The organism is Micromonospora sp. NPDC049175 (genome assembly GCF_043197345.1).
In the GTDB taxonomy this organism is placed as follows: domain Bacteria; phylum Actinomycetota; class Actinomycetes; order Mycobacteriales; family Micromonosporaceae; genus Micromonospora.
In genome coordinates this window covers 459,494-485,001 of the sequence record NZ_JBICSY010000006.1, presented here as the reverse complement: position 1 = coordinate 485,001, position 25,508 = coordinate 459,494, and the positions used below count along the sequence as shown (strand labels likewise).

The 25,508-nt window shown below is 71.5% G+C and carries 20 protein-coding genes; 14 read left to right on the top strand and 6 right to left on the bottom strand.

Annotation, left to right across the window (positions count from 1 at the left end; genetic code table 11):
• Nucleotides 1–9 precede the first annotated feature (9 nt).
• The 3 genes from ACGFH8_RS25495 (at nucleotide 10) to ACGFH8_RS25485 (ending at nucleotide 3,354) form a co-directional block, all read left to right on the top strand.
• Nucleotides 10–888, top strand: a complete 879-nt coding sequence (locus ACGFH8_RS25495; protein ID WP_393371533.1) for a branched-chain amino acid ABC transporter permease — start codon at nucleotides 10–12, stop codon at nucleotides 886–888.
• Nucleotides 885–1,985 carry a branched-chain amino acid ABC transporter permease gene (locus ACGFH8_RS25490; protein WP_393371530.1) on the top strand — a complete coding sequence of 367 codons (1,101 nt, stop codon included), beginning with the start codon at nucleotides 885–887 and terminating at the stop codon, nucleotides 1,983–1,985. Before ACGFH8_RS25495 ends, ACGFH8_RS25490 begins: the two co-directional genes overlap by 4 nt.
• Before the next feature lie 82 nt (nucleotides 1,986–2,067).
• Nucleotides 2,068–3,354, top strand: coding sequence for an ABC transporter substrate-binding protein (locus ACGFH8_RS25485; RefSeq protein WP_393371528.1), 1,287 nt, complete (start codon nucleotides 2,068–2,070; stop codon nucleotides 3,352–3,354).
• Nucleotides 3,355–3,497: 143 nt separating this feature from the next.
• Here the strand turns inward: ACGFH8_RS25485 and ACGFH8_RS25480 are convergent, their stop codons facing one another.
• A complete protein-coding gene (locus ACGFH8_RS25480; RefSeq protein ID WP_393371526.1) occupies nucleotides 3,498–3,680 on the bottom strand; it encodes a hypothetical protein in 183 nt (60 codons plus the stop codon).
• 110 nt (nucleotides 3,681–3,790) lie between these two features.
• On the opposite strand from ACGFH8_RS25480, the gene ACGFH8_RS25475 reads away from it, so the two are divergent.
• From ACGFH8_RS25475 to ACGFH8_RS25455, 5 genes are all read left to right on the top strand, one after another.
• A complete protein-coding gene (locus ACGFH8_RS25475; RefSeq protein ID WP_393371784.1) occupies nucleotides 3,791–4,402 on the top strand; it encodes a TetR/AcrR family transcriptional regulator in 612 nt (203 codons plus the stop codon).
• A 63-nt stretch (nucleotides 4,403–4,465) separates the two neighbouring features.
• Entirely contained in the window at nucleotides 4,466–7,252 is a 2,787-nt protein-coding gene (locus ACGFH8_RS25470) for an AAA family ATPase (RefSeq protein ID WP_393371523.1), read from the top strand.
• 50 nt (nucleotides 7,253–7,302) lie between these two features.
• A complete protein-coding gene (locus tag ACGFH8_RS25465; protein WP_393371522.1) occupies nucleotides 7,303–8,451 on the top strand; it encodes an acyl-CoA dehydrogenase family protein in 1,149 nt (382 codons plus the stop codon).
• A 16-nt stretch (nucleotides 8,452–8,467) separates the two neighbouring features.
• A complete protein-coding gene (locus ACGFH8_RS25460) occupies nucleotides 8,468–8,929 on the top strand; it encodes a MaoC family dehydratase (RefSeq protein ID WP_393371518.1) in 462 nt (153 codons plus the stop codon).
• 370 nt (nucleotides 8,930–9,299) lie between these two features.
• Nucleotides 9,300–10,742 (top strand): endo-1,4-beta-xylanase, encoded by a 1,443-nt coding sequence (locus ACGFH8_RS25455; protein WP_393371516.1) that lies wholly within the window; start codon nucleotides 9,300–9,302, stop codon nucleotides 10,740–10,742.
• Between the two features lie 102 nt (nucleotides 10,743–10,844).
• On the opposite strand, the gene ACGFH8_RS25450 is transcribed toward ACGFH8_RS25455, so the two are convergent.
• The 5 genes from ACGFH8_RS25450 to ACGFH8_RS25430 form a co-directional block, all read right to left on the bottom strand.
• A complete protein-coding gene (locus tag ACGFH8_RS25450) occupies nucleotides 10,845–12,065 on the bottom strand; it encodes an RNA polymerase sigma factor (RefSeq protein WP_393371513.1) in 1,221 nt (406 codons plus the stop codon).
• Nucleotides 12,065–12,478: a YciI family protein gene (locus ACGFH8_RS25445; protein WP_393371511.1), complete on the bottom strand. Its 414-nt coding sequence runs from the start codon at nucleotides 12,476–12,478 to the stop codon at nucleotides 12,065–12,067. The genes ACGFH8_RS25450 and ACGFH8_RS25445 overlap by 1 nt, the downstream gene beginning before the upstream one ends.
• Before the next feature lie 143 nt (nucleotides 12,479–12,621).
• Complete coding sequence (locus tag ACGFH8_RS25440; RefSeq protein ID WP_393371509.1) at nucleotides 12,622–13,821, bottom strand: cellulose binding domain-containing protein; 1,200 nt, start codon at nucleotides 13,819–13,821, stop codon at nucleotides 12,622–12,624.
• A gap of 255 nt (nucleotides 13,822–14,076) precedes the next feature.
• A complete protein-coding gene (locus ACGFH8_RS25435; RefSeq protein WP_393371506.1) occupies nucleotides 14,077–15,093 on the bottom strand; it encodes an acetylxylan esterase in 1,017 nt (338 codons plus the stop codon).
• A 21-nt stretch (nucleotides 15,094–15,114) separates the two neighbouring features.
• Complete coding sequence (locus ACGFH8_RS25430) at nucleotides 15,115–16,152, bottom strand: LacI family DNA-binding transcriptional regulator (protein WP_393371503.1); 1,038 nt, start codon at nucleotides 16,150–16,152, stop codon at nucleotides 15,115–15,117.
• Between the two features lie 317 nt (nucleotides 16,153–16,469).
• On the opposite strand from ACGFH8_RS25430, the gene ACGFH8_RS25425 reads away from it, so the two are divergent.
• From ACGFH8_RS25425 to ACGFH8_RS25400, 6 genes are all read left to right on the top strand, one after another.
• Nucleotides 16,470–18,845: a glycoside hydrolase family 3 N-terminal domain-containing protein gene (locus ACGFH8_RS25425; protein ID WP_393371501.1), complete on the top strand. Its 2,376-nt coding sequence runs from the start codon at nucleotides 16,470–16,472 to the stop codon at nucleotides 18,843–18,845.
• Nucleotides 18,846–18,857: 12 nt separating this feature from the next.
• Nucleotides 18,858–19,847 carry an ABC transporter permease gene (locus ACGFH8_RS25420; protein WP_393371499.1) on the top strand — a complete coding sequence of 330 codons (990 nt, stop codon included), beginning with the start codon at nucleotides 18,858–18,860 and terminating at the stop codon, nucleotides 19,845–19,847.
• A complete protein-coding gene (locus ACGFH8_RS25415; RefSeq protein WP_393371496.1) occupies nucleotides 19,841–20,752 on the top strand; it encodes a carbohydrate ABC transporter permease in 912 nt (303 codons plus the stop codon). Before ACGFH8_RS25420 ends, ACGFH8_RS25415 begins: the two co-directional genes overlap by 7 nt.
• A gap of 53 nt (nucleotides 20,753–20,805) precedes the next feature.
• Nucleotides 20,806–22,443 carry an extracellular solute-binding protein gene (locus ACGFH8_RS25410; protein ID WP_393371493.1) on the top strand — a complete coding sequence of 546 codons (1,638 nt, stop codon included), beginning with the start codon at nucleotides 20,806–20,808 and terminating at the stop codon, nucleotides 22,441–22,443.
• 148 nt (nucleotides 22,444–22,591) lie between these two features.
• Complete coding sequence (locus tag ACGFH8_RS25405; protein WP_393371490.1) at nucleotides 22,592–23,278, top strand: DUF624 domain-containing protein; 687 nt, start codon at nucleotides 22,592–22,594, stop codon at nucleotides 23,276–23,278.
• A gap of 93 nt (nucleotides 23,279–23,371) precedes the next feature.
• Nucleotides 23,372–25,486, top strand: a complete 2,115-nt coding sequence (locus ACGFH8_RS25400) for an alpha-glucuronidase (protein WP_393371488.1) — start codon at nucleotides 23,372–23,374, stop codon at nucleotides 25,484–25,486.
• Nucleotides 25,487–25,508: the final 22 nt, after the last annotated feature.

The window sequence follows — 25,508 nt, the reverse complement described above, 5'->3', positions numbered from 1 at the left end:
GGAGGACTGTTGGACCGCTTCGTCTTCCTCACCATCGACGGCCTGTCCCGGGGCGCGGTGTACGCCGCGTTCGCGCTGGCCCTGGTGCTCATCTGGCGGGCGGCGCGGGTCGTCAACTTCGCCCAGGGGGCGATGGCCGTCGCCGCCGCGTACGTCGCCTACACGGTCAGCGCCACGACCGGCTCCTACTGGCTGGGTTTCGTGGTCGCGATCGTCGCCGGCCTGCTGCTCGGCGCGCTCGTGGACCGCGTCGTGATGCGGCACGTCGACCACACCTCGCCGCTCAACCCCGTGATCGTCGCGCTCGGGCTGGTGCTGTTGATCCAGGCCGTGCTGGGCATGGTGTACGGCAACGAGTTCCGTCCCGCCGAGGCGCCGTTCGGTAGGTCCGCGCTCACCGTCGGCGGGGTGGCCGTGCTGTCGCCGTACGACCTGTTCGTCTTCGCCACGATCGCGGTGGTGGTCAGCGGCCTGGCCTGGATGTTCGCGCGTACCCCGGTGGGGTTGCGGATGCGGGCGGCAGCCTTCGCCCCGGAGGTGTCCCGGCTGCTCGGGGTCAACGTCGGTGGCATGTTGACCCTCGGCTGGGCACTCGCCTCCGGGGTGGGCGCGCTGGCCGCCATGCTGGTCCTGCCGACCGAGTTGGGCCTGCACCCGCACGCGATGGACCTGGTGTTCGTCTCGGCGTTCACCGCGGCGGTGGTCGGTGGGCTGGACAGCCCACCGGGCGCGGTGGTCGGTGGCCTGGTGGTGGGTCTGCTGCTCTCCTACGTGAGCGGTTACGCCGGCAGCGACCTCACGCCGCTCGCGGTGCTGGTCCTGCTGCTGGCGGTGCTGCTGGTCCGGCCCGGTGGGCTGTTCGCCCCGGTCGCGGCGAGGCGGGTGTGAGCGCCACGAGGGCGGCGGTGCCGCCGAAACAGCAGCTCGTCGACGTGGGCCGCCCCGTCGACCGGCGACGCGGCTCGACCCTGCTGCGCCACCTCGCGATCGTGCTCGTCGTCGGGCTCCTGCTGGTCGGGGTCAGCTACGCCGTCGAGCCGTTCCGTAACTTCCAGCTCGCCACCGTGGCCGCCTACCTCTGCGCGACCGCCGGGCTGACCGTCCTCACCGGACTCAACGGTCAGCTCTCGCTCGGGCACGGCGCGTTGATGGCCACCGGGGCGTACACCCTGGCGCTGTGCCAGAACGCGTTCGCCGACCGGGGGATGACCGGCGGCTGGCTGCTGCCGCTCTCGTTGGGCGCGGCGATCGTCAGCACCGTCGCGGTCGGGGCGGTGGTCGGGGTGGCGGCGGCCCGGCTGCGCGGCCCCTACCTGGCCGGGGTGACCCTCGCGGTGGCCGTCGTCGTGCCGGCGCTGGCCGTCACCTTCGACGGCGTCTTCAACGGCGAGCAGGGGCTGTCGGTGCCGGTGGAGCCGCCGCCGCTGTCGCTCGGCCCGTACTTCCCCTACGAGCGGTGGCAGCTCTGGCTCACCGGCGCGGCCACCCTGCTCGCGTTGCTGCTGCTGGCCAACCTGACCCGCAGCCGGTACGGGCGTACCTTCCGGGCGGTTCGGGACGACGAGGTGGCGGCCCGCCTGGCCGGCATCCACGTGGCCCGTACCCAGGTCCTCGCATTCGTGGTCAGCGCCGCCACCGCCGGACTCGGCGGGGCGCTGCTGGCGGTGCTCGCGCAGAGCGTCTCACCCGGGGCGTTCTCGCTGACCCTGTCGCTGTTCCTGCTGATGGCCGTGGTGATCGGCGGCCTGGGTCGGCTCACCGGCGCGCTCTGGGGGGCCATCCTGCTTGTCGCCCTTCCCGACCTCACCCACTCCGCGACCGAGTTGCTCACGCTCTCGCCCGCGGTGGCGCAGCGGCTGGAGGGAAACCTGCCGCTGGCGATCTTCGGCCTCACCCTGATCGTCGTCATGATCGCCGCACCCGGTGGCATCCAGGGGCTGCTGTCGCGTCTTGGTCGGCGCCTGCGGGCCCGGCGTTCCTCCTGAGCTGCTCCACGCCCGGCCCCGGTCGGGCGTACCACCACCCACACCGTTCCCCGAACCGGACCGAGAAAGGTCGGTGTTCTCCATGCACCGTTTGGCACAACGTGGTCTCGCGATCGCCAGCACCATCGCCCTGTTGGCCGCCGCCGCCGGTTGCGGTGGTGACGACGGCTCCGGTCCCGGCGGGGCGTCGGTGCCGGGCGTCACCGACACCGAGGTCGTCGTCGGCACCCACATGCCGCTCACCGGGCCGGCGTCGGCCGGCTACTCGAAGATCGCCCCGGCGACGAAGGCGTACTTCGACTACGTGAACGCCAACGGTGGCGTACACGGCCGGAAGATCACCTACAAGATCATGGACGACGGCTACAACCCGGCCAACACCCAGCAGGTGGTTCGTCAGCTCGTCCTGCAGGACAAGGTCTTCGCCATCCTCAACGGTCTCGGCACGCCCACGCACAGCGGAGTGCTCGACTTCCTCAAGAGCAACCGGGTGCCGGACCTCTTCGTCGCCTCCGGCAGCCGCAGTTGGGACCAGCCGGACAAGTATCCGGGCACGTTCGGGTTCAACCCGGACTACACGGTCGAGGGCAAGATCCTGGCCACCTACGCGAAGGCGAACCTGGCCGGTCAGAAGGTCTGCTTCCTCGGCCAGGACGACGACTTCGGCCGGGACAGCCTGGTCGGCGTGGAGAAGGTGCTCGGCGCCGGGACGGTGGCGGTCAAGCAGACGTACGTCACCAGCAACACGAACGTGGCGCCGCAGATCGGCGCGTTCAAGGCGGCCGGGTGCAAGGTCGTCGTGCTCGCCACCGTGCCCGGCTTCACCGCGTTGTCGATCGGCACCGCGGCGCGGCTGGGCTTCAAGGCGCAGTGGCTGGTCTCCAACGTCGGCGCCGACTATCCGACCCTGGCCAAGCAGCTCGGTTCCGCCGCGCCGATCCTGGAGGGCATGGTCGGCACCAACTACCTGCCGATGCAGAACGACACCGCGAACCCGTGGATCCAGCTCTTCACGAAGATCAACAAGGAGCACAACGGGGACGCGCCGTTCGACGGCAACACCGTCTACGGCATGTCGGTCGGCTACCTCTTCGTGCAGACGTTGCTCGCCGCCGGCAAGGATCTCACCCGGGAGAAGGTGCTGGACGCCGTGCAGAAGGGCGGCTTCCAGGGCCCCGGGCTGGTGCCGCTGCGCTTCTCCGCCAAGGACCACTCCGGGTACGGCGGTCAGCGGCTGAGCCAGGTGAGCGGGGGAGTGCAGAGCTACTTCGGGCCGGCGTACGAGACCGACGAGGCGGACGGGCCGGTCAACGAGTACACCGCCACCCCGGCCGCGCCACCGGCGAACGGGGTGCCCACGGTCTCCTGAGCGCACGCCTCCGTACCGCGCCGCCGTACCGCACCTCCGTACTCCCGCGATCTTGCACTTTCTGTCCCGATACAAGGGGCATTCCAACCATATCGACAACCGAAACTGCAAGATCGACGTTAGGGGTGTCCGGCCGGGCGTGGTCACGTGTGACCACGCCCGGCCGGCTTCGTGGTGCCTTCGAGGCGTTGACCGATGCCGATGAGCACTTCTAATATCTGCACTGTGAATGCATATTTTGTTCGGCTTGCGATCCGCAGCGTCATCGTCACCGGCAGCGCCATCGTCACCGGCGTCGTCGTCGGTGGCGGTGGCGTCTCGCGCACCGGTCGAGCCGGATGAGCACGCCGGCGGTCGGTCCGGGGCCGCTGATCACCGCCTGTCTAGAATTGTCGCTGCGTCAGGAGACGCCGTGGCGGTGAGAGGGCGGGGGCGGATGGACGGGGTCGAGGTCGCGAGCCGGGTCGACGGGCGCACCGCTCGGGCCGAGCGCACCCGCGCGGCCATCGTCGAGGCTCACCTCGCGCTCATCGGCGAGGGGGACCTGCGCCCGACCGGGGAACGCATCGCCGAGCGGGCCGGCATCTCGCTGCGGACGCTCTGGACCAACTTCAAGGACATGGAGACGCTCTTCGAGGCCAGCGGCGCGGAGGTGCTCCGGCAGCAGGACGCCGCCCACCGGCCGATCTCTCCCGGGCTGCCGCTGGCGAAGCGGGTCGACGCGTACTGCCGGCAGCGGGCCCGGTTGCTCCAGCTCATCGCGGCGTCGGCGCGGGCCGCCCAGATGCGCGAGCCAGTCTCCGAGCAGTTGCACCGCAACCGCCTCAAGCACATCCAACGGGTCCGCGACGAGGTCGAGGAGCTCTTCGCCGTCGAGCTGGCCGCGGCCGGGCCGGAGCGGGAGCAGTTGCGCAACGCCCTGGTGGCGGCGAGCACGTGGCAGGCCTGGTCGATGCTGCGCTACGGCCTCGGGCTGGGCGTGGACCAGGCGCGCGCCGTGATGACCCGGACGGTGGGCGCCCTGCTGGCCGAGGTCGCGGCCGGCTGATTCCGGCTCGGCCCGATTTCGCCATCTCTTTCCATTCGGTTACCAATAGGTGACACTTCATGCATGGTTGCTGCATCGAGAGTGCAACTAACCGTGCTGCGTGGCCGGGACGACGAATGCCGCGCTGTCCGGCGCCTGCTCGACGGCGTGACCAACGGCGGCGGTGCCCTGCTGCTGCACGGCGAACCGGGCTCGGGCCGTACCGCGCTTGTCGGCCACGCCCACCGCCACGCCGAGGGCTGCACGGTGCTCGCCGCGAGCGGGCTGGCCGAGGAGGCCGCGCTGCCGTACGCGGGTCTGCAACGGCTGCTCGACCCGCTGCCACACCACGCCACGGCCCTGCCGACGCCGCAGCGCGACCTGCTCCGGCGGGCACTGGGCGGGGACGGTTGCCCGGACAACCGTCGGCTGGCCCTGTCGATGGCGGTGCTCGGACTGCTCGCCGAGGCGGCACGGGACCGCCCGCTGCTCGTCACCATGGACGACGTCGACCGGGGTGACCCCCTGACCGCGCAGGTGCTGGCCTTCGTGGCCCGCCGGCTGCGGCAGCTACCGGTCGTCGTCCTGCTCACCGCGGACGTCGCGGTCACTGTCGACGGGATACCGGCGCACCGCCTCCGGCCGCTCGACACGCCCAGCAGCGTCGCCATCCTCACCGATCGGCTCCCCGAGCGGCCGGCCGCGTCGGTGGTGACCGCCCTGGCCGCGATCGGCGGCGGCAATCCGCAGGCCCTGGTGGACCTCGCCGAGGTGCTCAGCCCGGCACAGTGGCGGGGCGAGGAGCCGCTGCCCGCCGCGCCGCCGGAGGACGGTGCGCTGGGCCGCGCGTACCGGGCCCGGCTGGACCGGTTGCCGCCGGACACCAGGCGGATGCTGCTGCTCGCCGCGCTCGACGAGGACGGTACGCCGGGCACGCTGATCCGGGCCGCCGCAGCCGCCGGCACCGAGATCGAGGCGCTCGCCCCGGCGGAGGTCGCCGGCCTGGTCCGTGTCGAGCCGCAGGGCGTCACCTTCCCCCAGCCGCTGGTCCGCACGATGATCGCGGCCGGTGCGCCACTCGCCGCGCGCCGCGCCGCACACCGGCTGCTCGCCGCGGTGCTGGTCGCCGACGGGCAGCGGCTGCGCCGGGCGATGCACCTCGCCGCCGCCGCGGCAGGCGCCGATCCGGCCCTGGCCGCGGAGCTGGAGGAGGCGGCCTCGGGCGGGACCGGTGGGTGGGCCGTCGCCTCGGCGGCCCTGCGCTGGGCCGCCGAACTCAGCGATCATCCGACCCAGACGGCCGCCCGACTGCTGAGCGCCGCCCACTATGCCTGGGTCGGCGGGCAACCCGAGACGGCCCGGCTGCTGCTCGACCGCCTCCGCGCGGTGTCCAGCGACCCGGAGGTGCGGGCCCGCGCCGACCTGCTGCGCGGCGAGTTGGAGCTGCGGTGCGGTGCGGCGTCGGACGCCTCGGCCCGACTGCTGGCCGCGGCCACGGCGGTGGCCGACACCGATCGTGCCCTGGCGTTGTCCGGGCTGGTACGCGCCGGCGAGGCCGTCTGCTTCGCCGGCGACCAGTACCGGTACGCCGAGGTCGGCCGGCGGGCGCTGGCCCTGCGGCGGCCGACCGACCCGCCGGCGATGGAGCTGATGGGCAGCTTCGTCGCCGGGGTGGCGGCGACCCTGCGGGGCGACCACGAGCGGGCCGGCCCCACGCTACGCCGGGCCGTCGTGCTGGGAGCCCGGTTGAACGGGCCGGCGCTGACCCCCACGGCGCTCACCTGTGCGGCGGCGGCCGGCCTGGTGGTCGCCGTGGACGGCGCGGCGCACCGGCTCGCCGAGCGTGCCGTCGCGCTGGCGCGGGATCGGGGCGAGGTGTCCACGCTGCCCCGGGCGCTGGAGTTGCGGGCGGTCGCCGAGTACTGGCAGGGCCGGCACGAGGCGGCGGCGGAGACCTCCCGCGACGGGGTGCGGGTCGCCCGCGCCACGGGTCAGGTCAACTGCGCCAACATCCACCTGGGCATGCTCGCCGTGCTCGCCGCGATAAGGGCCGACCGCGACACCAGCCTGCGGCAGATCCGTGAGATCGGTGAGTCGCCGACGCCGGGCAGCCGTCCGCACGCGCTCGCCGGGTGGGCACTCGCGGTGCTCGACCTCATCGACGGACGGCACGCCGAGGCCGCCGACCGACTGGCGTCGCTGGCTCGGCTCGGCACCGGTCGCGGTCAGGTCCTGGTGCAGGTGATGGCGACGCCGTATCTGGTGGAGGCGGCGGCGCACCTGGCACACCGGCCGGCGGCCGCGGCGGCGCTCACCGTCTTCGACAGATGGGCCAGCGGCACGGCGAGTCCGCTGCGCCGGGCCCTGTCCGCCAGGTGCCACGCGCTGCTCGCACCCCGGGGCAGTGTCGAGGCGGAACACCATTTCCAGGTGGCGCTGCGGCTGCACCCGGCGGAGGCCGGCACGTTCGAGCTGGCCCGTACCGAGCTGCTCTTCGGCCAGGAGTTGCGGCGCAGCCGACGCCCGCGCGACGCGCGTACGCATCTGCATCAGGCCCGGGAGATGTTCAGTCTGCTCGGGGTGGCGTGCTGGGCCGAGCGGGCCACCACCGAGCTGCGGGCCGCCGGGGAGTCGGTCGGCCCGCCGGACCTGCCGGCGGCGCGGCTGCTGACCGGCCAGCAACTGCGGATTGCGGAGCTGGTCGCGGAGGGCGCCACCAACCGGGAGATCGCGGCCCGGATGTTTCTCTCGATCCGCACGGTCGACCATCACCTGCGCAACGTGTTCCACCGCCTCGGCATCCGCTCGCGGACCGAGTTGGCCCGCGCGTTCGCGGGTGAGCGGCACGCCGGGCTGGCCTCCGACCGATGATCCGGGGTCCGCTCTGGACGGCCTAAACTATCACCGCTAGTTTGATGGCCATGGACCTCACCCTCTCCGCCGAGCAGGCCGCGGTCCGCCAGGTGGCCGCCGAATTCGCCGACCGCGAGCTGGTGCCGCACGCCGCTGTCTGGGACCGGCGCGAGTCGGTCGACCCCGCCATCGTCGGCATGCTCGGCGACCTGGGCTTCCTGGGGCTGACCATCGCCGAGGACGACGGCGGCTCCGGCGGCGACCACCTCGCGTACTGCCTCGTGTTGGAGGAGCTCGGCCGGGGCGACTCGGCGGTGCGCGGCATCGTCTCGGTCTCGCTCGGCCTGGTCGCGAAGTCGATCGCCGCCCACGGGTCGCCCGAGCAGCGTGCCGAGTGGCTGCCCCGACTCTGCGCCGGCACCGCCCTCGGCTGTTTCGCGCTGACCGAGCCGGACAGCGGCTCGGACGCGGCCGCGCTGCGGACCCGCGCGGTCCGCGACGGCACCGACTGGCTGCTCACCGGCACGAAGACGTTCATCACCAACGGCACCACCGCCGACGTCGCGCTGGTCTTCGCCCGCACCGGCGGCCCCGGGCACCGCGGCATCACCGCGTTTCTGGTGCCCACCGACTGTCCGGGGCTGGTCCGCCGGGAGATCCACGGCAAGCTGGGCCTGCGCGGTCAGGCCACCGGGGAGTTGAGCTTCGAGGGGGTACGCGTGCCCGACACCGCCCGCCTCGGCGACGAGGGCGGGGGGTTCCGGCTGGCCCTCGCGACCCTCGCCAAGGGCCGGATGTCGGTGGCGGCCGGGTGCGTCGGCATCGCCCAGGGCTGCCTCGACGCGGCGGTCGGCTACGCCGGGCAGCGCACCCAGTTCGGCAAGCCGATCGCGGGGCACCAGCTCGTCCAACAACTGCTCGCCGCCATCGCCGTGGACACCGCCGCCGCCCGGCTGCTGGTGTGGCAGGTGGCCGACCTGATCGACCGGGACCAGCCGTTCGCCACCGAGGCGTCGATGGCCAAGCTCTTCGCCAGCGAGGCCGCCGTCCGCGCGGCCAACAACGCGGTCCAGGTCTTCGGCGGGTACGGCTACATCGACGAATACCCGGTCGGCAAGTACCTGCGTGACGCGCGGGTCGCCACCCTCTACGAGGGCACCAGCCAGATCCAGCAACTCCTCATCGGACGCGCGCTCACCGGCGTCAACGCCTTCTAGTCTCGGGAGACCTGACATGAGAGTCTTCAGCTCGTTCGAGGAACTGGCCAGCGCGGTCGGCGAGACCCTCGGGCCCGGTCCGTGGGAGCGGATCGAGCAGAGCCGGGTCGACCTCTTCGCCGACGCCACCGACGACCACCAGTGGATCCACCTCGATCCGGTGCGGGCCGCGGCGGGGCCGTTCGGCGGGACCATCGCCCACGGGTACCTGACGCTGTCGCTGCTGCCGGCGCTTGCCGGCCGGCTCTACCGGGTGGAGGGGGTGGCGATGGGTGTCAACTACGGGCTGAACCGGGTGCGCTTCCCCGCCCCGGTGCGGGTCGGCGCCGCCGTCCGGGCCGCGGCCACCATCGCCGAGGTGTCCCCGGTGGCCGGCGGCGTGCAGGTGGTCGCGACGATCACCGTGGAGAGCGACGGCGGCGGCAAGCCCGTCTGTGTGGCCGAGACCGTCAGCCGGCTCTACCGCGCGACGACTTGATGATGGCCTAGCTCGTCGTTGCGGCGAGCTCCGCCTTGCGGAGAAGTTCCGGAACTTGCGGCTCTTCCGCCTCCGTCGCTCCGCCTCGCTCGTCGGCTCACCAGATCGCGTTCCGGCCGGATGACCGCCCACCTGGACGGCTGTCTCTTCGGCGGATGAACGGCGTCCTGCGGCTCTCGTAAAACTTCCGGAAATTGTTGCTCGTCGATCAGCGGCGCTGACATACTCCACATCCATCGGAGTCGATGATCGAGGGCTCGCGCCTCTTCCCGGGCGCGCCCCGGCGTGCGTGGTCTCGACCCGATACCCCACCACCCGCCGGGGTGCTGCGTCAGACGCCCCATCCCGGGTCCCACCGGAAGGAAGAGACATGACCGAGAGGTGCCACGGGGACACCCGCCCACCGGCGGGCCCACGAGCGCGTACGGCTATCGTCCTCGCCGCCGCGGCGCTACTCGCCGCGACAAGTGCCGCGTTCCTGCCGACCACGGCGAGCGCCGGCACCACACTGGGCGCGTCCGCCGCCGAGAAGGGCCGCTACTTCGGCACCGCGGTGGCCGCGAGCCGGTTGAGCGACAACGCGTACACCACGATCTTGAACCGTGAGTTCAACATGGTCACGGCCGAGAACGAGATGAAGATGAACGCGACCGAGCCGCAGCAGGGTCGGTTCAGCTACGGCGCGGCGGAGCAGATCGTCAACCACGCGCGCAGCCGGGGCATGAGCGTGCGGGGCCACACCCTGGCGTGGCACTCGCAGCAGCCCGGCTGGATGGAGAGCATGAGCGGCAGTGCGTTGCGGCAGGCGATGCTCAACCACGTGACGCAGGTGGCCACGCACTTCCGGGGTCAGGTAGTGGCGTGGGACGTGGTGAACGAGGCGTTCGCCGACGGCAGTTCGGGGGGTCGCCGTGACTCGAACCTGCAGCGCACGGGCAACGACTGGATCGAGGCGGCGTTCCGGGCGGCGGACGCGGCGGATCCGAACGCGAAGCTCTGTTACAACGACTACAACACCGACAACTGGACGCACGCGAAGACCCAGGGTGTCTACAACATGGTGCGGGACTTCAAGGCCCGCGGCGTGCCGATCGACTGCGTGGGTTTCCAGTCGCACTTCAACAACAACTCGCCGTACGTGAGCAACTACCGCACCACGTTGTCGAGCTTCGCCGCGCTGGGTGTGGACGTGCAGATCACCGAGCTGGACATCCAGGGCGCTCCGGCGAACACCTACCGCAGCGTGGTGGAGGACTGCATGGCCGTGCCGCGCTGCAACGGCATCACGGTGTGGGGCATCCGCGACAGCGACTCGTGGCTGGCCTCGCAGACGCCGCTGCTGTTCAACAGCAACGGTTCCAAGAAGGCCGCCTACGACGCGGTGCTCGCCGCACTGAACAACGGCCCCGCGGTGCCGACGACGGCCCCGCCGACAAGCGTCCCGCCGACCACCGTCCCACCGACCACCGCGCCGCCGACCACCGCGCCGCCGACCACGGCCCCGCCGACCACCGCTCCGCCCACCACGCCTCCGCCCGGCGGCGGTTGCAGCGCGACGCTGCAGGACAGCACCCGATGGGGCGACCGGTTCAACAGTCAGGTCACCGTCAGCGGGGCGAGCACCTGGAGCGTCGTGGTGGTCGTCACCCCGCCACAGAAGGTGTCCGCCACCTGGAACGGCAGCCCCAGCTGGGACGGCAGCGGCAACGTCATGACGATGCGGTCGAACGGCAGCGGCAACGTCTTCGGCTTCACCACGATGGCCAACGGCAACTGGACCCGCCCACAGGTGCTTTCCTGCACCGCCTCCTGACCGGCACCGCACGCTGATGGGGCGGCGACGGAACTCGTCGCCGCCCCATCCGCCCAGGCCGAACCGGGTCGGTGGGTCCAGCGGCCGGCCGTGTGGGAGACGTCAGCTCAGCGCGGCGGCCTTGGCCAGGAGCACCGAACGTTCGCGCTTGTTGGCGCAGAGCCGGGCCGCCAGCTCCAACTCGGTCCGCGCTTCCGGCCGGCGGCCGAGGCGGGTCAGTAGCTCACCGCGTACGGTCGAGAGCAGGTGGGAGCCGGGGAGCCGGTGCGCGGCGACCAGCTCGTCCACGATGGTCAGGGCCTGCGCCGGACCCGAGGCCATGGCCACGGCGACGGCCCGGTTGAGCTCGACCACCGGCGAGGGCGCGGCCCGGCCGAGTGCCTCGTAGAGCAGCACGATCCGGTCCCAGTCGGTCTCCTCCACCGAGGGCGCCGCCGCGTGGGTGGCGGCGATCGCGGCCTGCAGGCCGTACGGGCCGCGCGTCGATGCCCGGGCCAGCGCGGCGAGCCCGCGGCGGATCGCCGAGGTGTCCCACAACCTGCGGTCCTGATCCGCGAGCAGGACCGGAGCGCCGTCCGGGCCGGTCCGGGCCGGGAAGCGCGCGGCCGTCAGCTCGCACAGCGCGAGGAGGCCGTGCACCTCCGGCTGGTCCGGCTGTAGCGCGGCCAGCGTGCGGGTCAGGCGGATCGCCTCGTACGCGACGTCGGGGCGCAACAGTCGGTCGCCAGACGTGGCTGTCGACCCTTCGGTGAAGATCACGTAGAGGACGCTGAGCACGCCGCCCAGCCGTTCCCGGCGCTCACCGGCCGGCGGCAGCTCGAACGGCACCCCGGCCGCCGCGATCGTCTTCTTGCCCCGAGTGATGCGGGCCTGCACGGTCGGCACGGGCACCAGGAACGCGCGGGCGATCTCCTCGCTGGACAGGCCGCCAACCACGCGCAGGGTCAGCGCCACCCGGGTCTCGGGGGAGAGCACCGGGTGGCAGCTGACGAACATCAGCGCCAGGACGTCGTCGTCGATCCGGTCGGGATCAACGGTGTCGTCGACCGCCGAGTCGACCGTCGGGTCGGCCGCCAGCAGGGCGTATCGGTCCTGCAGGGCCACCCGACGGCGGATCGCGTCGATCGCCCGCCGTCGGGCCGTGGCCATCAGCCAGCCGGCCGGGTTGGCCGGAGAGGCACGCGGCCACGACACCAGCGCCTCGGCCACCGCCTCCTGGGCCGCGTCCTCGGCCAGCCCGAAATCGCCTGTGAACCGGGTCAGCGCGGCGACGATCCGGGCCGACTCGACGCGCCAGACGGCCTCGACGTCGGCCGTACCCATCAGATCTGGCCGTTGTTCTCGCTGCCGTGCGGGACCTCGTCGGGCTCGGCCACCCGCCGGACCTCGATCTTGGACCCGCGGCCCGCGGGGAACCGCTTGGCCCACTCGAGCGCCGGGAACCGCTTGGCCCACTCGACCGCCTCCTGTTGGGAGGCGACATCGAGCAGGAAGTAGCCGCCGAACAGTTCCCTGGTCTCGCCGTACGGCCCGTCCGTGACCACCGGGGCCTCGCCGCTGAAGTCGACCACGACGCCCCGGCCCGGATCGTCCAGCCCTTCGGCCGCGACGAGAACACCGGCCTCCATCATCTCCTCGATGAACCGGCCGGTCGCGGCCATCGCCTCGTCGATGTTGGCCATCATGGCCGCGTTCGTCTCGTCGGTGCCCCGCATGATGAGCATGTACTTCGACATCGCGTTCCCCTCGTCCGGCGGGGCCGCCTCCCGGCCCTCGCACCTCCATGTCGAACGAGCGGCCCGCGGATCGACACGGCGCCCCCATGATCTCTCGCTGCGGCGGTGCCGGGCCGGTGCGGCCCGGCACCGCGACAGCGTCGTCAGGCGAGGGCGCAGGCGGTGCCGTTGAGGGTGAACGCGGACGGTCGGCCGGCGTTCCCGGTGTGGGTGGCCTGGAAGCCGATGTCGACCGAGGTGCTCGGCGCGATCGTCGCGTTGTAGGAGACGTTACGCGCGGTCACCTCCCCGCTCGACGGGGAGTAGCTGGCATTCCAGCCGTTGGTGATGGTCTGCCCGCTCGGCAGCGTGAACGCCAGCGCCCAACCGGTGACGGGGGTGCTGCCCGTGTTGGCCACCGAGACGGACGCGGTGAGCCCGTTGCCCCAGGCGTTGACCGTGTACGTGACACGGCACGCGCCGGACGGGGGCGGGGTGGTCGGTGGCGGCGTGGTGGGCGGCGGCGTGGTGGGCGGCGGCGTCGTGGGTGGCGCGGTGGTGGGCGGTGCGGTGGTCGGTGGCGCGGTGGTCGGTGGCGTGTCGCCGCCGATGCTGCCGGGCACCGACCGGAGCGCGTCGTACCAGGCCACGGCCATCTTGCGATAGCCGGTGGCGTTGGGGTGCACCCCGTCGGCCAGGTCGCTGAGCGTCAGGGCGCGGTACATGTCGACCAGGTGGACGCGTTTGCCGGCGGCGGCCCTGGTCTGCACGATCCCGGGGATCGCCGCGTTGTACCCGCGGACCACGTTGTCCGCGCCCGACTTCGGGATGATCGTCGCGACGAACACGTCCGCGTTCGGGGCGGTGTTGGTGATCCGGTCGACGAGGGTGGCCAGCCGGCCCGGGGCGCCGGAGGTGTCGCCGTACATGTCGTTGGTGCCGATGTGCAGCAGCACGGTCCGCGGATTCGTGGCCCGCAGCCAGTTGACCACGTTGGCGTCGATCTGGGCGATGGTCCATCCGGAGTGGCCCTGGTGGTCGTGGTCGCCGAGGCTGGCGGGGCCGTTGAACTGGGAGCCGACGAAGTCGATCCGGTAAGCACCGGCCGTGAACCGCTGCCAGAGCTCGATCCGGTATCCACCCGGGACGTTGAACCCGTCGGTGATCGAGTCGCCGAGGGGCATGACGCGTACGCCGCCGTTGGATTCCGCGTTGGCCGGAGACGTCGCGATCGGCACGACGGCGGCCACGGCCGCGACGGCGGCCAGGGCCGCCCACCACAGGCGGGCTCGTCGGGGCCTGGGCGTCGTCGCGGTGGCGGTGGGTGGCGGAGGGACGGGGTGGGCGAGCGGTGCACTGCTCATGGGACTTCCTCTGGTGGTGAGGGTGCGCGACGTCGGCGGCCACCGGGAGGACGGTCGCCGCCAGGACGCGGTACGCGGGGAGCGGGCTGCGGGAAACGACAGAGAACCCGGACATCCGCACTGGTGGTCGTGGCGCTGACACGTGCCATCGGTGGTCGGAGGCGACAGACCGACGAGTGGCGGAAGTGTGCCCTGCACCTCGCCTGACGCACCTTAACGTGTTATCGCTAACACCGGCAACAGATCGGTGTCCGACTATGAGTAGTGGGTCGGAAGCCGTCCGGCCGGGTGCGGCATCGAGCCGAGCCAGCGCAGCTGACGTCGGACGTGCACGGCCTCGCCGCCCTCGTGACCGTTGAACGGGTAGACGTGCATCTCTCGCGCGGGCGGCACCGGCGGCCGGGCCGCCGCGGCGTACTGGTTGTAGGCGGCGAAGCCGGTGCTGGGCGGGCAGACGGTGTCGCGCAGCCCGATCCCGAAGTGCGCCGGCGCCGTCGCACGCCTGGCGAAGCTCACCCCGTCGACGTAGGACAGGGTGCGCCACACCGCCTCCTCGGCCTCCCGGTGCACGGCCAGGTAGCGGGCGATCTCGCCGTACGGCGCGGGTTCGCTGAGCTGGACGGCCCGCCGCATGTCGCACAGGAACGGGGCGGTGGTCAGCACCGCGTGAAGGTCGCCGACCAGGCCGGCCACCGCCAGCGCCAGTCCGCCGCCCTGGCTGTTGCCGACCACGGCGACCCGGGCGCCGTCGACCCCCGGCAGGGCGCGGACCGCCTCGACCGCCCGGACCGCGTCGGTGATCAGACGCCGGTAGTGGTAGTCGCGCGGGTCGAGGATCCCCCAGGTGACCGGCCAGGGCCCGCCGGGTGCGCCGTGCGGGTCGGGGGTGTCCCCGGCGCCGTACTGGCCGGCTTGGCCCCGGTTGTCCATCAGCAGGTGGGCGTACCCGGCCGTGGGCCAGGTCAGGCGCTCGTGGGGCAGGCCGCGACCACGGCCGTAGCCGGCGTACTCGACGACGGCGGGCAGTGGCCCCGACGCCCCGGCGGGGCGGGTGTACCAGGCCCGGACCGGGTCTCCGCCGAAGCCCGCGAACGTGACGTCCCAGGTGTCGAGCAGCCGCAGGTCGGTGGGCTCTGGACGGACAGCGACGAGGACCGGCCGGGCGGTCGCCTCGGTGAGGGTGTCGTGCCAGAACGTGTCGAAGTCGTCGGGTTCGACGATCTCCGGCGCGTACCGCTGGAGGTCGTCGGGCAGGGCGGCGGCGTGGGGCACGGGTCCTCGCAGGGGCTCGGGTCAGTGCGGGCTGGCGGGGGGCGCGGTGCTCTCCCGGACGACCAACTCGGTCACCAGGTCGATCCGGCTGGTCGCCGGCTCGTTGCCCCTGGTCAGGTCGAGCAGCATCTGGGTGGCGATGCCCGCCATGTCGCGCAACGGCTGGTTGATCGTGGTGAGGGCCGGGTCGGTCCAGGTGGAGACCGGCAGGTTGTCGTACCCGATCACCGACAGGTCCTCGGGCACTCGCAGGCCGCACTGGCGGGCGGCCCGGAGCACCCCCATGGCCTGGGTGTCGGAACCGGCGAAGATGGCCGTCGGTCGGGACGGCAGGCGGAGCAGTTCGAGCCCGTGGGCGTGCCCGGCGCCGGCGGAGAAGCTGCCGTAGCGGATCAGCTCGCGGTCCACCACGAGCCCGGCTTCCTCGTGGGCCGACTGGAAGCCGGCGGCGCGGGCCCGGCTGCAGAGCACGTCGGGCGGCCCGGAGATGATGGCGATCCGCCGGTGGCCCAACTCCAGGAGGTGCCGGGCGGCCAGCAGGCCACCGTTCCAGTTGTTCGAACCAACAGTGGGTACGGAGGCCGAGGTCGCGCTGTCGGTGTCGACGACGACGAACGGGATGCCCTGACGCCGCAGGTGCTGCTGTTGCGTCTCGGCCAGGTGGGAGAGGACGAACACCACGCCCAACGGGCGGTCGGCGAGGATCGCGTCCAGCCAGCGGGCCGGGGGGCGGTGCGCGCCGTTGAGCTGGGCCACCGACAATCCGATGCCGGCCGCGGCGGTCACCGCCTCGACGCCGCGCAGGATCTCCATGGCCCACCCGGTGTCGAACTCGTGGAACACGAGATCGATCCGCCCGCCGCTGGTCGAGGGTCGCCGGGTCCGGCGCTGGTACTGGTGGCGGTCGAGGCTCGCCTCCACCCGCGCTCTGGTGCCGGGGGCGACGTCGCCGCGTCCGTTGAGGACCTTCGACACCGTGGCGACCGAGACGCCGACGTCGTGGGCGATTGTCGCGATGGTGGTGGACGCGGGTTGATCGAGCGGACGGTGCTCTGTCATCGCAGCCCCAGACAGCATCCGAAATTTTCGGGAGACCTTAACACGATTGGCCGATCACACCAGCCGTTGCGGCGGTCGTCCGGCCCGTTCGCGGGCCGTTTCGCGGAGAATTCGCGACGGAGTGCCGATGGCGGAGTCACCGTGTGCAGGAAGTGGCCGCCGGGGTCCAACTGAGACCCTTGACACTCATCGATGGGGCACTTAGGTTGCCGAAAAGGTTGCGCAGGCTTCCGGAAAGTTTCGGATCGCGTGGACGTCCGCCACGGAACTGGTTCCACCAGGGCACGGGGATGTGGCCGGAGCTAGGGGGTCAAGGCATGAGAAGTCAGTTGCCCGTGCACAGCGACGCCGCGCCGTGGCGTGATCCGCGGCTGTCGCCGACCGAGCGGGCCGAGGCACTCCTGCCGTTGATGACACTCGAGGAGAAGGTCGCGCAACTCATCGGGGTCTGGGTCGGCGCGAGCGCCTCCGGCGAGGGCGTCGCCCCCCACCAGTCCGACATGATCACCGAGCTTCCACCGTGGAACACCCTCATCCAGTACGGGTTGGGCCAGCTCACCCGCCCCTTCGGCACCGCGCCTGTCGACCCGGTGCTCGGCGCCCGGTCGCTCGCCGCCTCCCAGGCGCAGATCGTCGCCGCCAGCCGGTTCGGCATCCCGGCCCAGGTGCACGAGGAGTGCCTCACCGGGTTCGCGGCCTGGCGGGCCACCGTCTACCCGACCCCGCTGAGCTGGGGCGCGTCCTTCGACCCCGAGCTGGTCGAGGCGATGGCCGACCGGATCGGGCGCTCCATGCGCGCCGCGGGCGTGCACCAGGGGCTCGCGCCGGTCCTCGACGTCACCCGCGACTACCGCTGGGGCCGCACCGAGGAGACGATCGGCGAAGACCCCTACCTGGTGGGGACGACAGGCGCCGCGTACGTGCGGGGCCTGGAGGGCGCCGGGATCGTCGCCACCCTCAAGCACTTCGCCGGCTACTCCGCCTCCCGGGGCGGGCGCAACCACGCGCCGGTGCCGATGGGTCGTCGGGAGCTGACCGACGTGATCCTGCCGCCGTTCGAGATGGCCCTTCGCCTCGGCGGCGCGCGCTCGGTGATGAACTCCTACGCCGAGATCGACGGCCTGCCCGCCGCCGCCGACGAGGAGCTTCTGACCGGCCTTCTCCGCGACGAGTGGGGCTTCACCGGCATCGTGGTCGCCGACTACTTCGCCGTCCGTTTCCTGCAGACCCTGCACGGGGTCGCCGCCGACGCCGCCGACGCGGCCCGGCTCGCCCTGCGCGCCGGGATCGATGTCGAGCTGCCCACGGTGGACGCCTTCGGCGCTCCGCTGGTCGAGGCGGTCCGCAGCGGCGACGTCGACGAGGCGCTCGTCGACCGGGCGCTGCGACGGGTGCTGATCCAGAAGATCGAGATCGGCCTGCTCGACGAGGACTGGCAGGAGCTGCCCGACGACGTGGCGAACCTGCGACTCGACGACGAGGTCAGCCAGGACGTGGCCGTCCGCCTGGCCCGGGAGTCCGTCGTCCTGCTGCGCAACAGCGGCGTCCTCCCGCTGCCCGTCGGCAGCCGGGTCGCCCTGATCGGCCCGGTCGCCGACGACCCGATGGCGATGCTGGGCTGCTACTCGTTCCCCAACCACGTGGGCATCCACCACAGCGAGCACGGGCTCGGCCTGGAGATCCCCTCGCTGCGCGACGAGCTGGCCCGACGCGTCCCCCTGCTCAGCCACGAGCCGGGCTGCGCCATCACCGGCGAGGACACCGCAGGCATTCCGGCCGCGGTCGCCGCGGCGGCCGCCGCCGACGTGTGTGTGCTCGCCGTCGGCGACCGCGCGGGGATGTTCGGCCGTGGCACCTCCGGCGAGGGCTGCGACGCCGTCGACCTGCGGCTGCCCGGCGTACAGGCGGAACTCGTCCGGGCCGTCCTGGCCACCGGCACCCCGGTCGTCCTGGTGCTGATGACCGGCCGCCCCTACGCGCTCGGGCCGGAGTTCGACTCCGCCGCGGCAGTGGTGCAGGCGTTCTTCCTCGGGCAGCTCGGCGGGCAGGCGCTCGCCGAGGTGCTCACCGGAGCGGTGAACCCGTCCGGGCGGCTGCCGGTAAGCGTTCCCCGTGATGGCGGCGGACTGCCGGGCACCTACCTGTCGCCGCCGCTCGGGCGTCGCACCAAGGTCTCCTCGGTCGACCCGACCCCGGCGTACCCGTTCGGCCACGGGCTGAGCTACACCACCTTCGAGTGGTCCGACGCCGGTGTGGTCGATCCGGTCGACGAGACGCCGGACGCCCCGGCGGCCTGGCCGGTCGACGGCGAGGTGCGGGTGCGGATCACCGTCACCAACACCGGTGACCGCGCCGGCACCGAGGTGGTGCAGCTCTACCTGCACGACCCGGTCGCGCAGACCACCCGCCCGGTGGTCCGGCTGGTGGGCTACACCCGACTGCCGCTGGAGCCCGGCGAGGCGGCGCACGTGACGTTCGGCGTACCCGCCGACCTGGCCTCGTTCAGTGGGCTGTCCGGCCGGCGGGTCGTCGAGCCCGGCGAGGTGGAGCTGCGCTTCGGCCGGTCGAGCGGCGACCCGGTGGCGACCCTGCCGCTGCGACTGACCGGCGTCGAGCGCCAGGTCGGCCACCAGCGGGAACTGCTCACGTCGGTGCGGGTGGAGCCCCTCGTGGCCGTCCCGCATCCCGCCTAGGAGGGGCCGAGGATGACATCGACCTTACGGCCACCGCCGCCGGCGCCACCCCGGTCGCCGGCGGAGGCCGCCAGCCCCGCCCCGCGGGCGCCGCGCCGCCGCCGCAGCTGGCGACAGGCGCTGCGCCGGGACTGGCAGCTCTACTCCCTCGCCGTCCTGCCGCTGCTGTTCTTCCTGGTCTTCCGCTACCTGCCGATGCTCGGCAACGTGATCGCGTTCCGCCGGTTCAAGCCGGGCGGCAGCGTCTTCGGTGAGTACTGGGTCGGCCTGCGGTACTTCCGGATGTTCCTCTCCGACCCGACGTTCTGGGATGTCTTCACCAACACGCTGGTGCTCGGGACGCTGACCCTGCTGTTCTGCTTCCCGCTGCCGATCGTGCTGGCGCTGATGCTCAACGAGGTGCGCGCCCGCCGGTTCAAGCGGTTCGTGCAGTCGGTGTCCTACCTGCCGCACTTCCTGTCGATCGTGATCGTGGCGGCGATGGTCATGCAACTGACCTCGGTCGGTGGCGCGGCCAACCAACTCGTCGGCATGTTCGGCGGGGAGCCGGTGGCCTTCCTGCAGAAATCGGAGTGGTTCCGCACCATCTACGTCTCGTCCGAGGTCTGGCAGACAGTCGGTTGGGGGACGATCCTCTACCTCGCCGCGCTCACCACGGTCGACGAGGACCTGTACGAGGCGGCCCGGATCGACGGCGCGAGCCGGTGGCGGCAGACCTGGCACGTGACGTTGCCGGGGATCCGGCCGACGATGATGACGCTGCTGATCCTCAACATCGGCAACTTCCTGGCGGTCGGGTTCGAGAAGATCCTGCTGCTCTACAACCCGCTGACGTACCCGACCGCGGACGTGATCTCCACCTACCTGTTCCGGATGGGCTTCCAGTCCAGCAACTTCAGCTACGCCGCGGCCGTCGGTCTCTTCGAAGCGGTGATCGGGTTGATCCTGGTCCTGACGGCGAACCTCATCTCCCGGCGCACGGTGGGGACGAGCCTGTGGTGATCATCGGCGCCAAGAGCGACGCCCCGAAGACGCGGGGTCCGGTGGACAGTCGGGGCTACCGGATCTTCCGGATCGTCAACACGGTCGTCCTGATCGGCGTCGTGGTCGTGACGCTGTTCCCGTTCCTCAACATCGTGGCCCGCTCGCTCAGCGACGAGGCGTACATCATCACGGGGAAGGTGAGCATCGTCCCGCGCGGGTTCGACCTGACCGCGTACAAGCTGTTGATGTCCGACGGGCTGTTCTGGACGAACTACCGCAACACGGTGGTCTACACGGTGGTCGCCACGCTCATCTCGATCGTGCTGACCACCTGTTACGCGTACGTGCTGTCGAAGCCACAGCTCAAGGGGCGCCGCGTCCTGGTCGGCATCGCGCTGTTCACCATGTTCTTCTCCGGCGGCCTGATCCCCAACTACGTGCTGGTCACCAGCCTGGGGATGAAGAACACCATCTGGGCCGTGGTGGTCCCCAACGCCATCAGCGTGTTCAACCTGCTGGTCATGAAGGCGTTCTTCGAGAGCCTGCCCAGCGAGCTGGAGGAGGCCGCCGCCGTCGACGGGCTGAACACGTACGGCATCCTGCTGCGGATCGTGTTGCCGCTGTCGAAGGCGATCATCGCCACGATGGTGCTCTTCTACGCGGTGTCGTTCTGGAACTCGTGGTTCACCGCGTTCCTCTACATCGACCAGCAGGACCTGCTGCCGGTCACCGTCTATCTGCGCAACCTCATCGCGGGCGCCACCAGCGCCGAGTCCGCCGCAGCCGACGCCGACAAGGTCCAGGCCGCGGCCACCCTGGAGGCCGTGACGATCGTGCTGACCACCCTGCCGATCCTGGCGGTCTACCCCTTCGTCCAACGGTACTTCGTCCGCGGCGTGATGCTCGGCGCGGTCAAGGGGTGACGCGGACGCCACACCGATCCACATTCGAATCCCCACCACCGAAAGGACGAGCCATGCTCCACAAGACGTGGCGCCGCGTGGCGATAGCCACCGCGGGTCTGCTCGCGCTCACCCTCAGCACCGCCTGTTCCGAGGACCCCGGTGAGTCGACGGACCTCTCGGAGAACAAGGTCGGGGCGATGGCCACCTACGGCGTCGGCGACCAGTTCAAGGCCACCGAGGCGCTCTCCTTCTCCACCCTCTACAACAACCACACGTTCTACCCGCTCAAGGAAGACTGGGCGTTCTGGTCGGAGCTGACCAAGCGGACCAACGTCAAGATCGACCCGGTGGCCGTTCCGCTCAGCGACTACGAGCAGAAGCGCAGCCTGCTGATCGGCGCCGGGGACGCCCCGCTGATCATCCCCAAGACGTACCACCCGCAGGAGGACGCGTTCGTGTCGTCCGGGGCGATCCTCCCGGTGAGCGACTACCTGGATCTGATGCCCAACCTCAAGGACAAGATCGCCAAGTGGAACCTCAAGCCGGAGATCGACAACCTGCGACAGGCCGACGGTAAGTTCTACCTGCTGCCCGGCCTGCACGAGAAGCCCACGCAGGACTACACGGTGCTGGTGCGCACCGACATCATGCAGGAGCTCAACCTCCCGGTCCCGAAGACCTGGGACGACCTCTACACGGTGCTCAAGGCGATGAAGGCGAAGTACCCGAACGTCTACCCGTACTCCGACCTCTTCAGCAAGCCCAACCCGACCGGCGCCCTGCTGAACCTCCTCGGCTCGTCCCACGGCACCTACGCCGGCTGGGACTACCAGCACGCCACCTGGAACCCGGCGGAGAAGAAGTTCACCTACACCGGTTCGTCCGAGCAGTACAAGCAGATGGTCACGTTCCTGCACAAGCTCGTCGCCGAGGGTCTGCTCGACCCGGAGAGCTTCACCCAGACCGACGACCAGGCCCGCCAGAAGCTCGCCAACGGCAAGTCCTTCGTGGTCACCGGCAACGCGCAGACGCTTGTCAACAACCACCGGCCCGACCTGGCCAAGACCCTGCCGAACGCGAAGATGGCAAAGATCCCGCTGCCGATCGGCCCGGCCGGCGAGGTCAACCCGTTCCCCCGGCTGGAGAACGGCATCATGATCTCCACGAAGGCGCGGGAGAGCAAGAACTTCGTGGCCATGATGCAGTTCATCGACTGGCTGTGGTATTCGGACGCGGGTTTGGAGTTCGCCCGCTGGGGCGTCGAGGGCACCACCTTCACCAAGGACGCGTCCGGCAAGCGCACGCTCGTCCCTGACGTCAGCTTCCTGGGGCTCAACCCGAAGGCGTCCAAGCACCTGCAGAAGGACTTCGGCTTCCAGAACGGCGTCTTCGCCTACGGCGGCGCGCCCGACCTGGTCCGTGGGTTCTTCTCCCCGGAGGAGCTGGAGTTCCAGAAGGTGATGGACGCGCGCAAGCCGAGGGAGGTCCCCCCGCCGCATCCGTTCACCGACGAGGAACGCGAGCAGGTGTCGCTCTGGGAGACCCCGCTGAAGGACTTCGTCACCCAGAACACGCTCAAGTTCGCCCTCGGCCAGCGGCCCCTCAGCGAGTGGGACGCCTACGTGGCCGAGCTGAAGGCCAAGAACTCCGAGCAGTACATCGACCTGGTCAACAAGGCGTACGAGCGGTTCCAGAAGAACAACGGCTGATCAGCGGGGAGTCCGGTCGGGCGGTCCAGCAGGCCCAACCGACCGGACTCCCCGGCGACCACCGGCCCGGGGCGTGCGTCGACCCGCTCGCCCGCGGGCCGGACGACCAGAGGACGGCAATGCGCAGTTGCGACCGGAGGGGACAGCCGTGAGCGCCGCGCGCACCTGGCGACAGTTCGGCGACGGGCCACTGTCGCGGATCACCTCCCGGGTCTACATCCTGCTCGTGGTCGAGCTGCTGCTGCTGCTCACCACCCTGCCCGGCCTGCTGTCGATGCTGCTGCTGGGCCGCGACGCGAGCAACCTGCCGCTGGCCGCACTCCTGCTGGTGCCCGTCGGCCCGGCGCTCTCGGCCGCCCTGTACGCCCTGCGCCACCAGCGCGCCGACCTGACCGACCTGCGGCCCGCCGCCCTGTTCTGGCGCGGCTACCGGGCCAACCTGTCCGGGGTGCTGCGCGTCTGGGTGCCGACGCTGCTGTGGCTGACCGTGCTCGCCGTGAACCTCGCCTACCGGGGCGCGGTGGGACTGCCGGGTTGGTGGGCGGTGCCGCTGGTCCTGCTCGCGGTGGGCGTGACGCTCGGTGCGGCGAACGCCCTGGTGATCACCTCGCTGTTCGACTTCCGCACTCGCGACGTGCTCCGACTGGCCGTGCACTTCCTCGTGCGTACCCCGGGTGTCACCGTCGGCAACGCGCTGCTGGTGGCCGCGGCGGCCGCGGTCACCGCGGTCTTCTCCGAGGCGGTGCTGGCGATGTTCGCTTCGGTCGCGGTCCTGGCGCTGCTGCGCGTCAGCGACCCGATGGTCCGGCTGATCCAGAAGGAGTTCCTCCGATGAGCCCGCCCGGCACCGACACGGCGCCCCTCGGGGGCGACGACAACCGGACGTGTGCAAGCAGGCGTACGGTGTCCTCGTGCTAGGGGAGGATTGATGAACGCCGAAGAGTGGGTGGATCTGGAGCAACTGATGTTCGTCGAGGAGCCGCTGGGCACGGACGAGCCGCGCGTACATCCGGCCTGGCTGCCGCCCGAGGCGTTTCGGACCCTCGGCGCGCGCCGCGTTCTCGTCCACGGTGACGGGTTGCTCGTCGACACCGTGCTCGACGAGGTGTCGCGGGCCTGCGCCCGCTATGGCGGGCGGGTGTGGCACAACCCCTCCTGGGACGTCGACGTGGACCTGGTGCTCGCCGTGCGTGGCGCGGGCGAGCTGCCCGGCCCGGCGGTGGAGGCGGCAGGTGACGAGGTCGGCGACGGGACGCTCGGCAAGGAGGGCTTCCTGCTGACCCACGCCGGTCCGGTGACCGTGGTGCTGGCCGACGCGCCCGCCGGCCTGCTGTACGGGCTCTTCCACGTGGTCCGGCTCTGCGCGGCGGCCTTCGAGCCGACCCGCCCGCCCGAGCGGCACCGGCCCGCGCTGCGCCGGCGGATGCTCAACCACTGGGACAACGTGGCCGTGCACCCGGTGATGGGCCAGGTCGAACGGGGGTACGCGGGCGGTTCCATCTTCTGGCAGGACGGCCGGACGCGCGGCGACCTCGAGCGGATCCGCGAGTACGGACGACTGCTGGCCGCGAGCGGCGTCAACGCCATCTCGGTGAACAACGTCAACGTCGCCCGAACCGAGGCGCTCCTGCTCACCGAGCGGCTCGGCGACGTGGCCGAGATCGCCGACGTGCTGCGCCCGTACGGCATCCGGGTGCACCTCTCGGTCACCTTCGCCGCGCCGCTGGTCCTCGGCGGCCTGCCGACGGCCGACCCGCTCGACGAGGAGGTGCGGGCGTGGTGGGCGGAGACCACCCGCGACGTCTACGACCGCATTCCCGACTTCGGCGGCTACGTGGTGAAGGCCGACTCGGAGGGGCAGCCCGGCCCGTTCAGCTACGGGCGCGACCACGCCGACGGGGCGAACCTGCTGGCCGACGCGCTCGCCCCGCGCGGGGGAGTGGTGCACTGGCGGGCGTTCGTCTACAACCACCACCAGGACTGGCGGGACCGCTCGACCGACCGGGCCCGCGCCGCGTACGACCACTTCGCCCCACTCGACGGGCGGTTCCGCACCAACGTGGTCCTGCAGGTGAAGTACGGCCCGGTGGACTTCCAACCCCGGGAGCCGGTCTCCCCGGTGATCGCCGCGATGCCCGCCACCCGGCTGGCCGTCGAGTTGCAGGTCACGCAGGAATACACGGGCCAGCAGCGGCACGTCTGCCACCTCGGTCCGCTGTGGAGTGAGGTGCTGCGGTTCACGCCCTGGGGGCCGGGCGGACGTTCGGTGGCCGACGTGGTGGCGGGGGCGGCGGGCGCCGGCGGTGGCCTCGTCGCGGTCGCCAGCACCGGCGACGACAGGTTCTGGACCGGGCATCCGTTGGCGCAGGCCAACCTGTACTCGTTCGGGCGGCTCGCCTGGAACCCGGGGCTGGACCCGACGGCGGTCCTCGACGAGTGGATGACGCTCACCTTCCCACCGTCGGCGACCGCGGACCCGGACCTGGTTCGGCGGACGCTGCACGAGATCATGGACGAGTCGTGGCGCACCTACGAGCGGTACACCGCCCCGCTGGGCGTTGGCTTCATGGTCAACCCCGACGGCCACTACGGCCCCGGCGTCGACGGGTACGAGTACTCGCGGTGGGGCACCTACCACTTCGCTGACCGCGACGGCGTGGGCGTGGACCGCAGCCGCGCGTCGGGCACCGGCTTCGCCGGCCAGTACCCGTCGTACTGGGCCGAGATCTACGAGACGCCGGAGAGTTGCCCCGACGAGCTGCTGCTCTTCTTCCACCATGTGCCGTACCAGCACGTGCTGCACAGTGGATCGACAGTCATCCAGCACATCTACGACACGCACTTCGCCGGTGTCGAGGAGGTGGCGGCGATGCGCCGGAGGTGGCAGACGCTGAACGGGATGATCGACCCGGCCGTGTACGAGCGGGTGGCCGACCTGCTCGATGAGCAGGTGCGGTCCGCCACCGAGTGGCGCGACCAGATCAACACGTACTTCTTCCGCAAGTCCGGGGTGCCGGACGAGCGGGGGCGGCGCATCTACTGAACCGGCCGGGCGGCGGTGTCGC

Coding starts and splice junctions, on each gene's coding strand:
- ACGFH8_RS25485 (WP_393371528.1), top strand. CDS start 2,068: ATGCACCGTTTGGCACAACGTGGTCTCGCGATCGCCAGCACCATCGCC.
- ACGFH8_RS25475 (WP_393371784.1), top strand. CDS start 3,791: ATGGACGGGGTCGAGGTCGCGAGCCGGGTCGACGGGCGCACCGCTCGG.
- ACGFH8_RS25470 (WP_393371523.1), top strand. CDS start 4,466: ATGGTTGCTGCATCGAGAGTGCAACTAACCGTGCTGCGTGGCCGGGAC.
- ACGFH8_RS25465 (WP_393371522.1), top strand. CDS start 7,303: ATGGACCTCACCCTCTCCGCCGAGCAGGCCGCGGTCCGCCAGGTGGCC.
- ACGFH8_RS25460 (WP_393371518.1), top strand. CDS start 8,468: ATGAGAGTCTTCAGCTCGTTCGAGGAACTGGCCAGCGCGGTCGGCGAG.
- ACGFH8_RS25455 (WP_393371516.1), top strand. CDS start 9,300: ATGACCGAGAGGTGCCACGGGGACACCCGCCCACCGGCGGGCCCACGA.
- ACGFH8_RS25450 (WP_393371513.1), bottom strand. CDS start 12,065: ATGGGTACGGCCGACGTCGAGGCCGTCTGGCGCGTCGAGTCGGCCCGG.
- ACGFH8_RS25445 (WP_393371511.1), bottom strand. CDS start 12,478: ATGTCGAAGTACATGCTCATCATGCGGGGCACCGACGAGACGAACGCG.
- ACGFH8_RS25440 (WP_393371509.1), bottom strand. CDS start 13,821: ATGAGCAGTGCACCGCTCGCCCACCCCGTCCCTCCGCCACCCACCGCC.
- ACGFH8_RS25430 (WP_393371503.1), bottom strand. CDS start 16,152: ATGACAGAGCACCGTCCGCTCGATCAACCCGCGTCCACCACCATCGCG.
- ACGFH8_RS25425 (WP_393371501.1), top strand. CDS start 16,470: ATGAGAAGTCAGTTGCCCGTGCACAGCGACGCCGCGCCGTGGCGTGAT.
- ACGFH8_RS25420 (WP_393371499.1), top strand. CDS start 18,858: ATGACATCGACCTTACGGCCACCGCCGCCGGCGCCACCCCGGTCGCCG.
- ACGFH8_RS25410 (WP_393371493.1), top strand. CDS start 20,806: ATGCTCCACAAGACGTGGCGCCGCGTGGCGATAGCCACCGCGGGTCTG.
- ACGFH8_RS25400 (WP_393371488.1), top strand. CDS start 23,372: ATGAACGCCGAAGAGTGGGTGGATCTGGAGCAACTGATGTTCGTCGAG.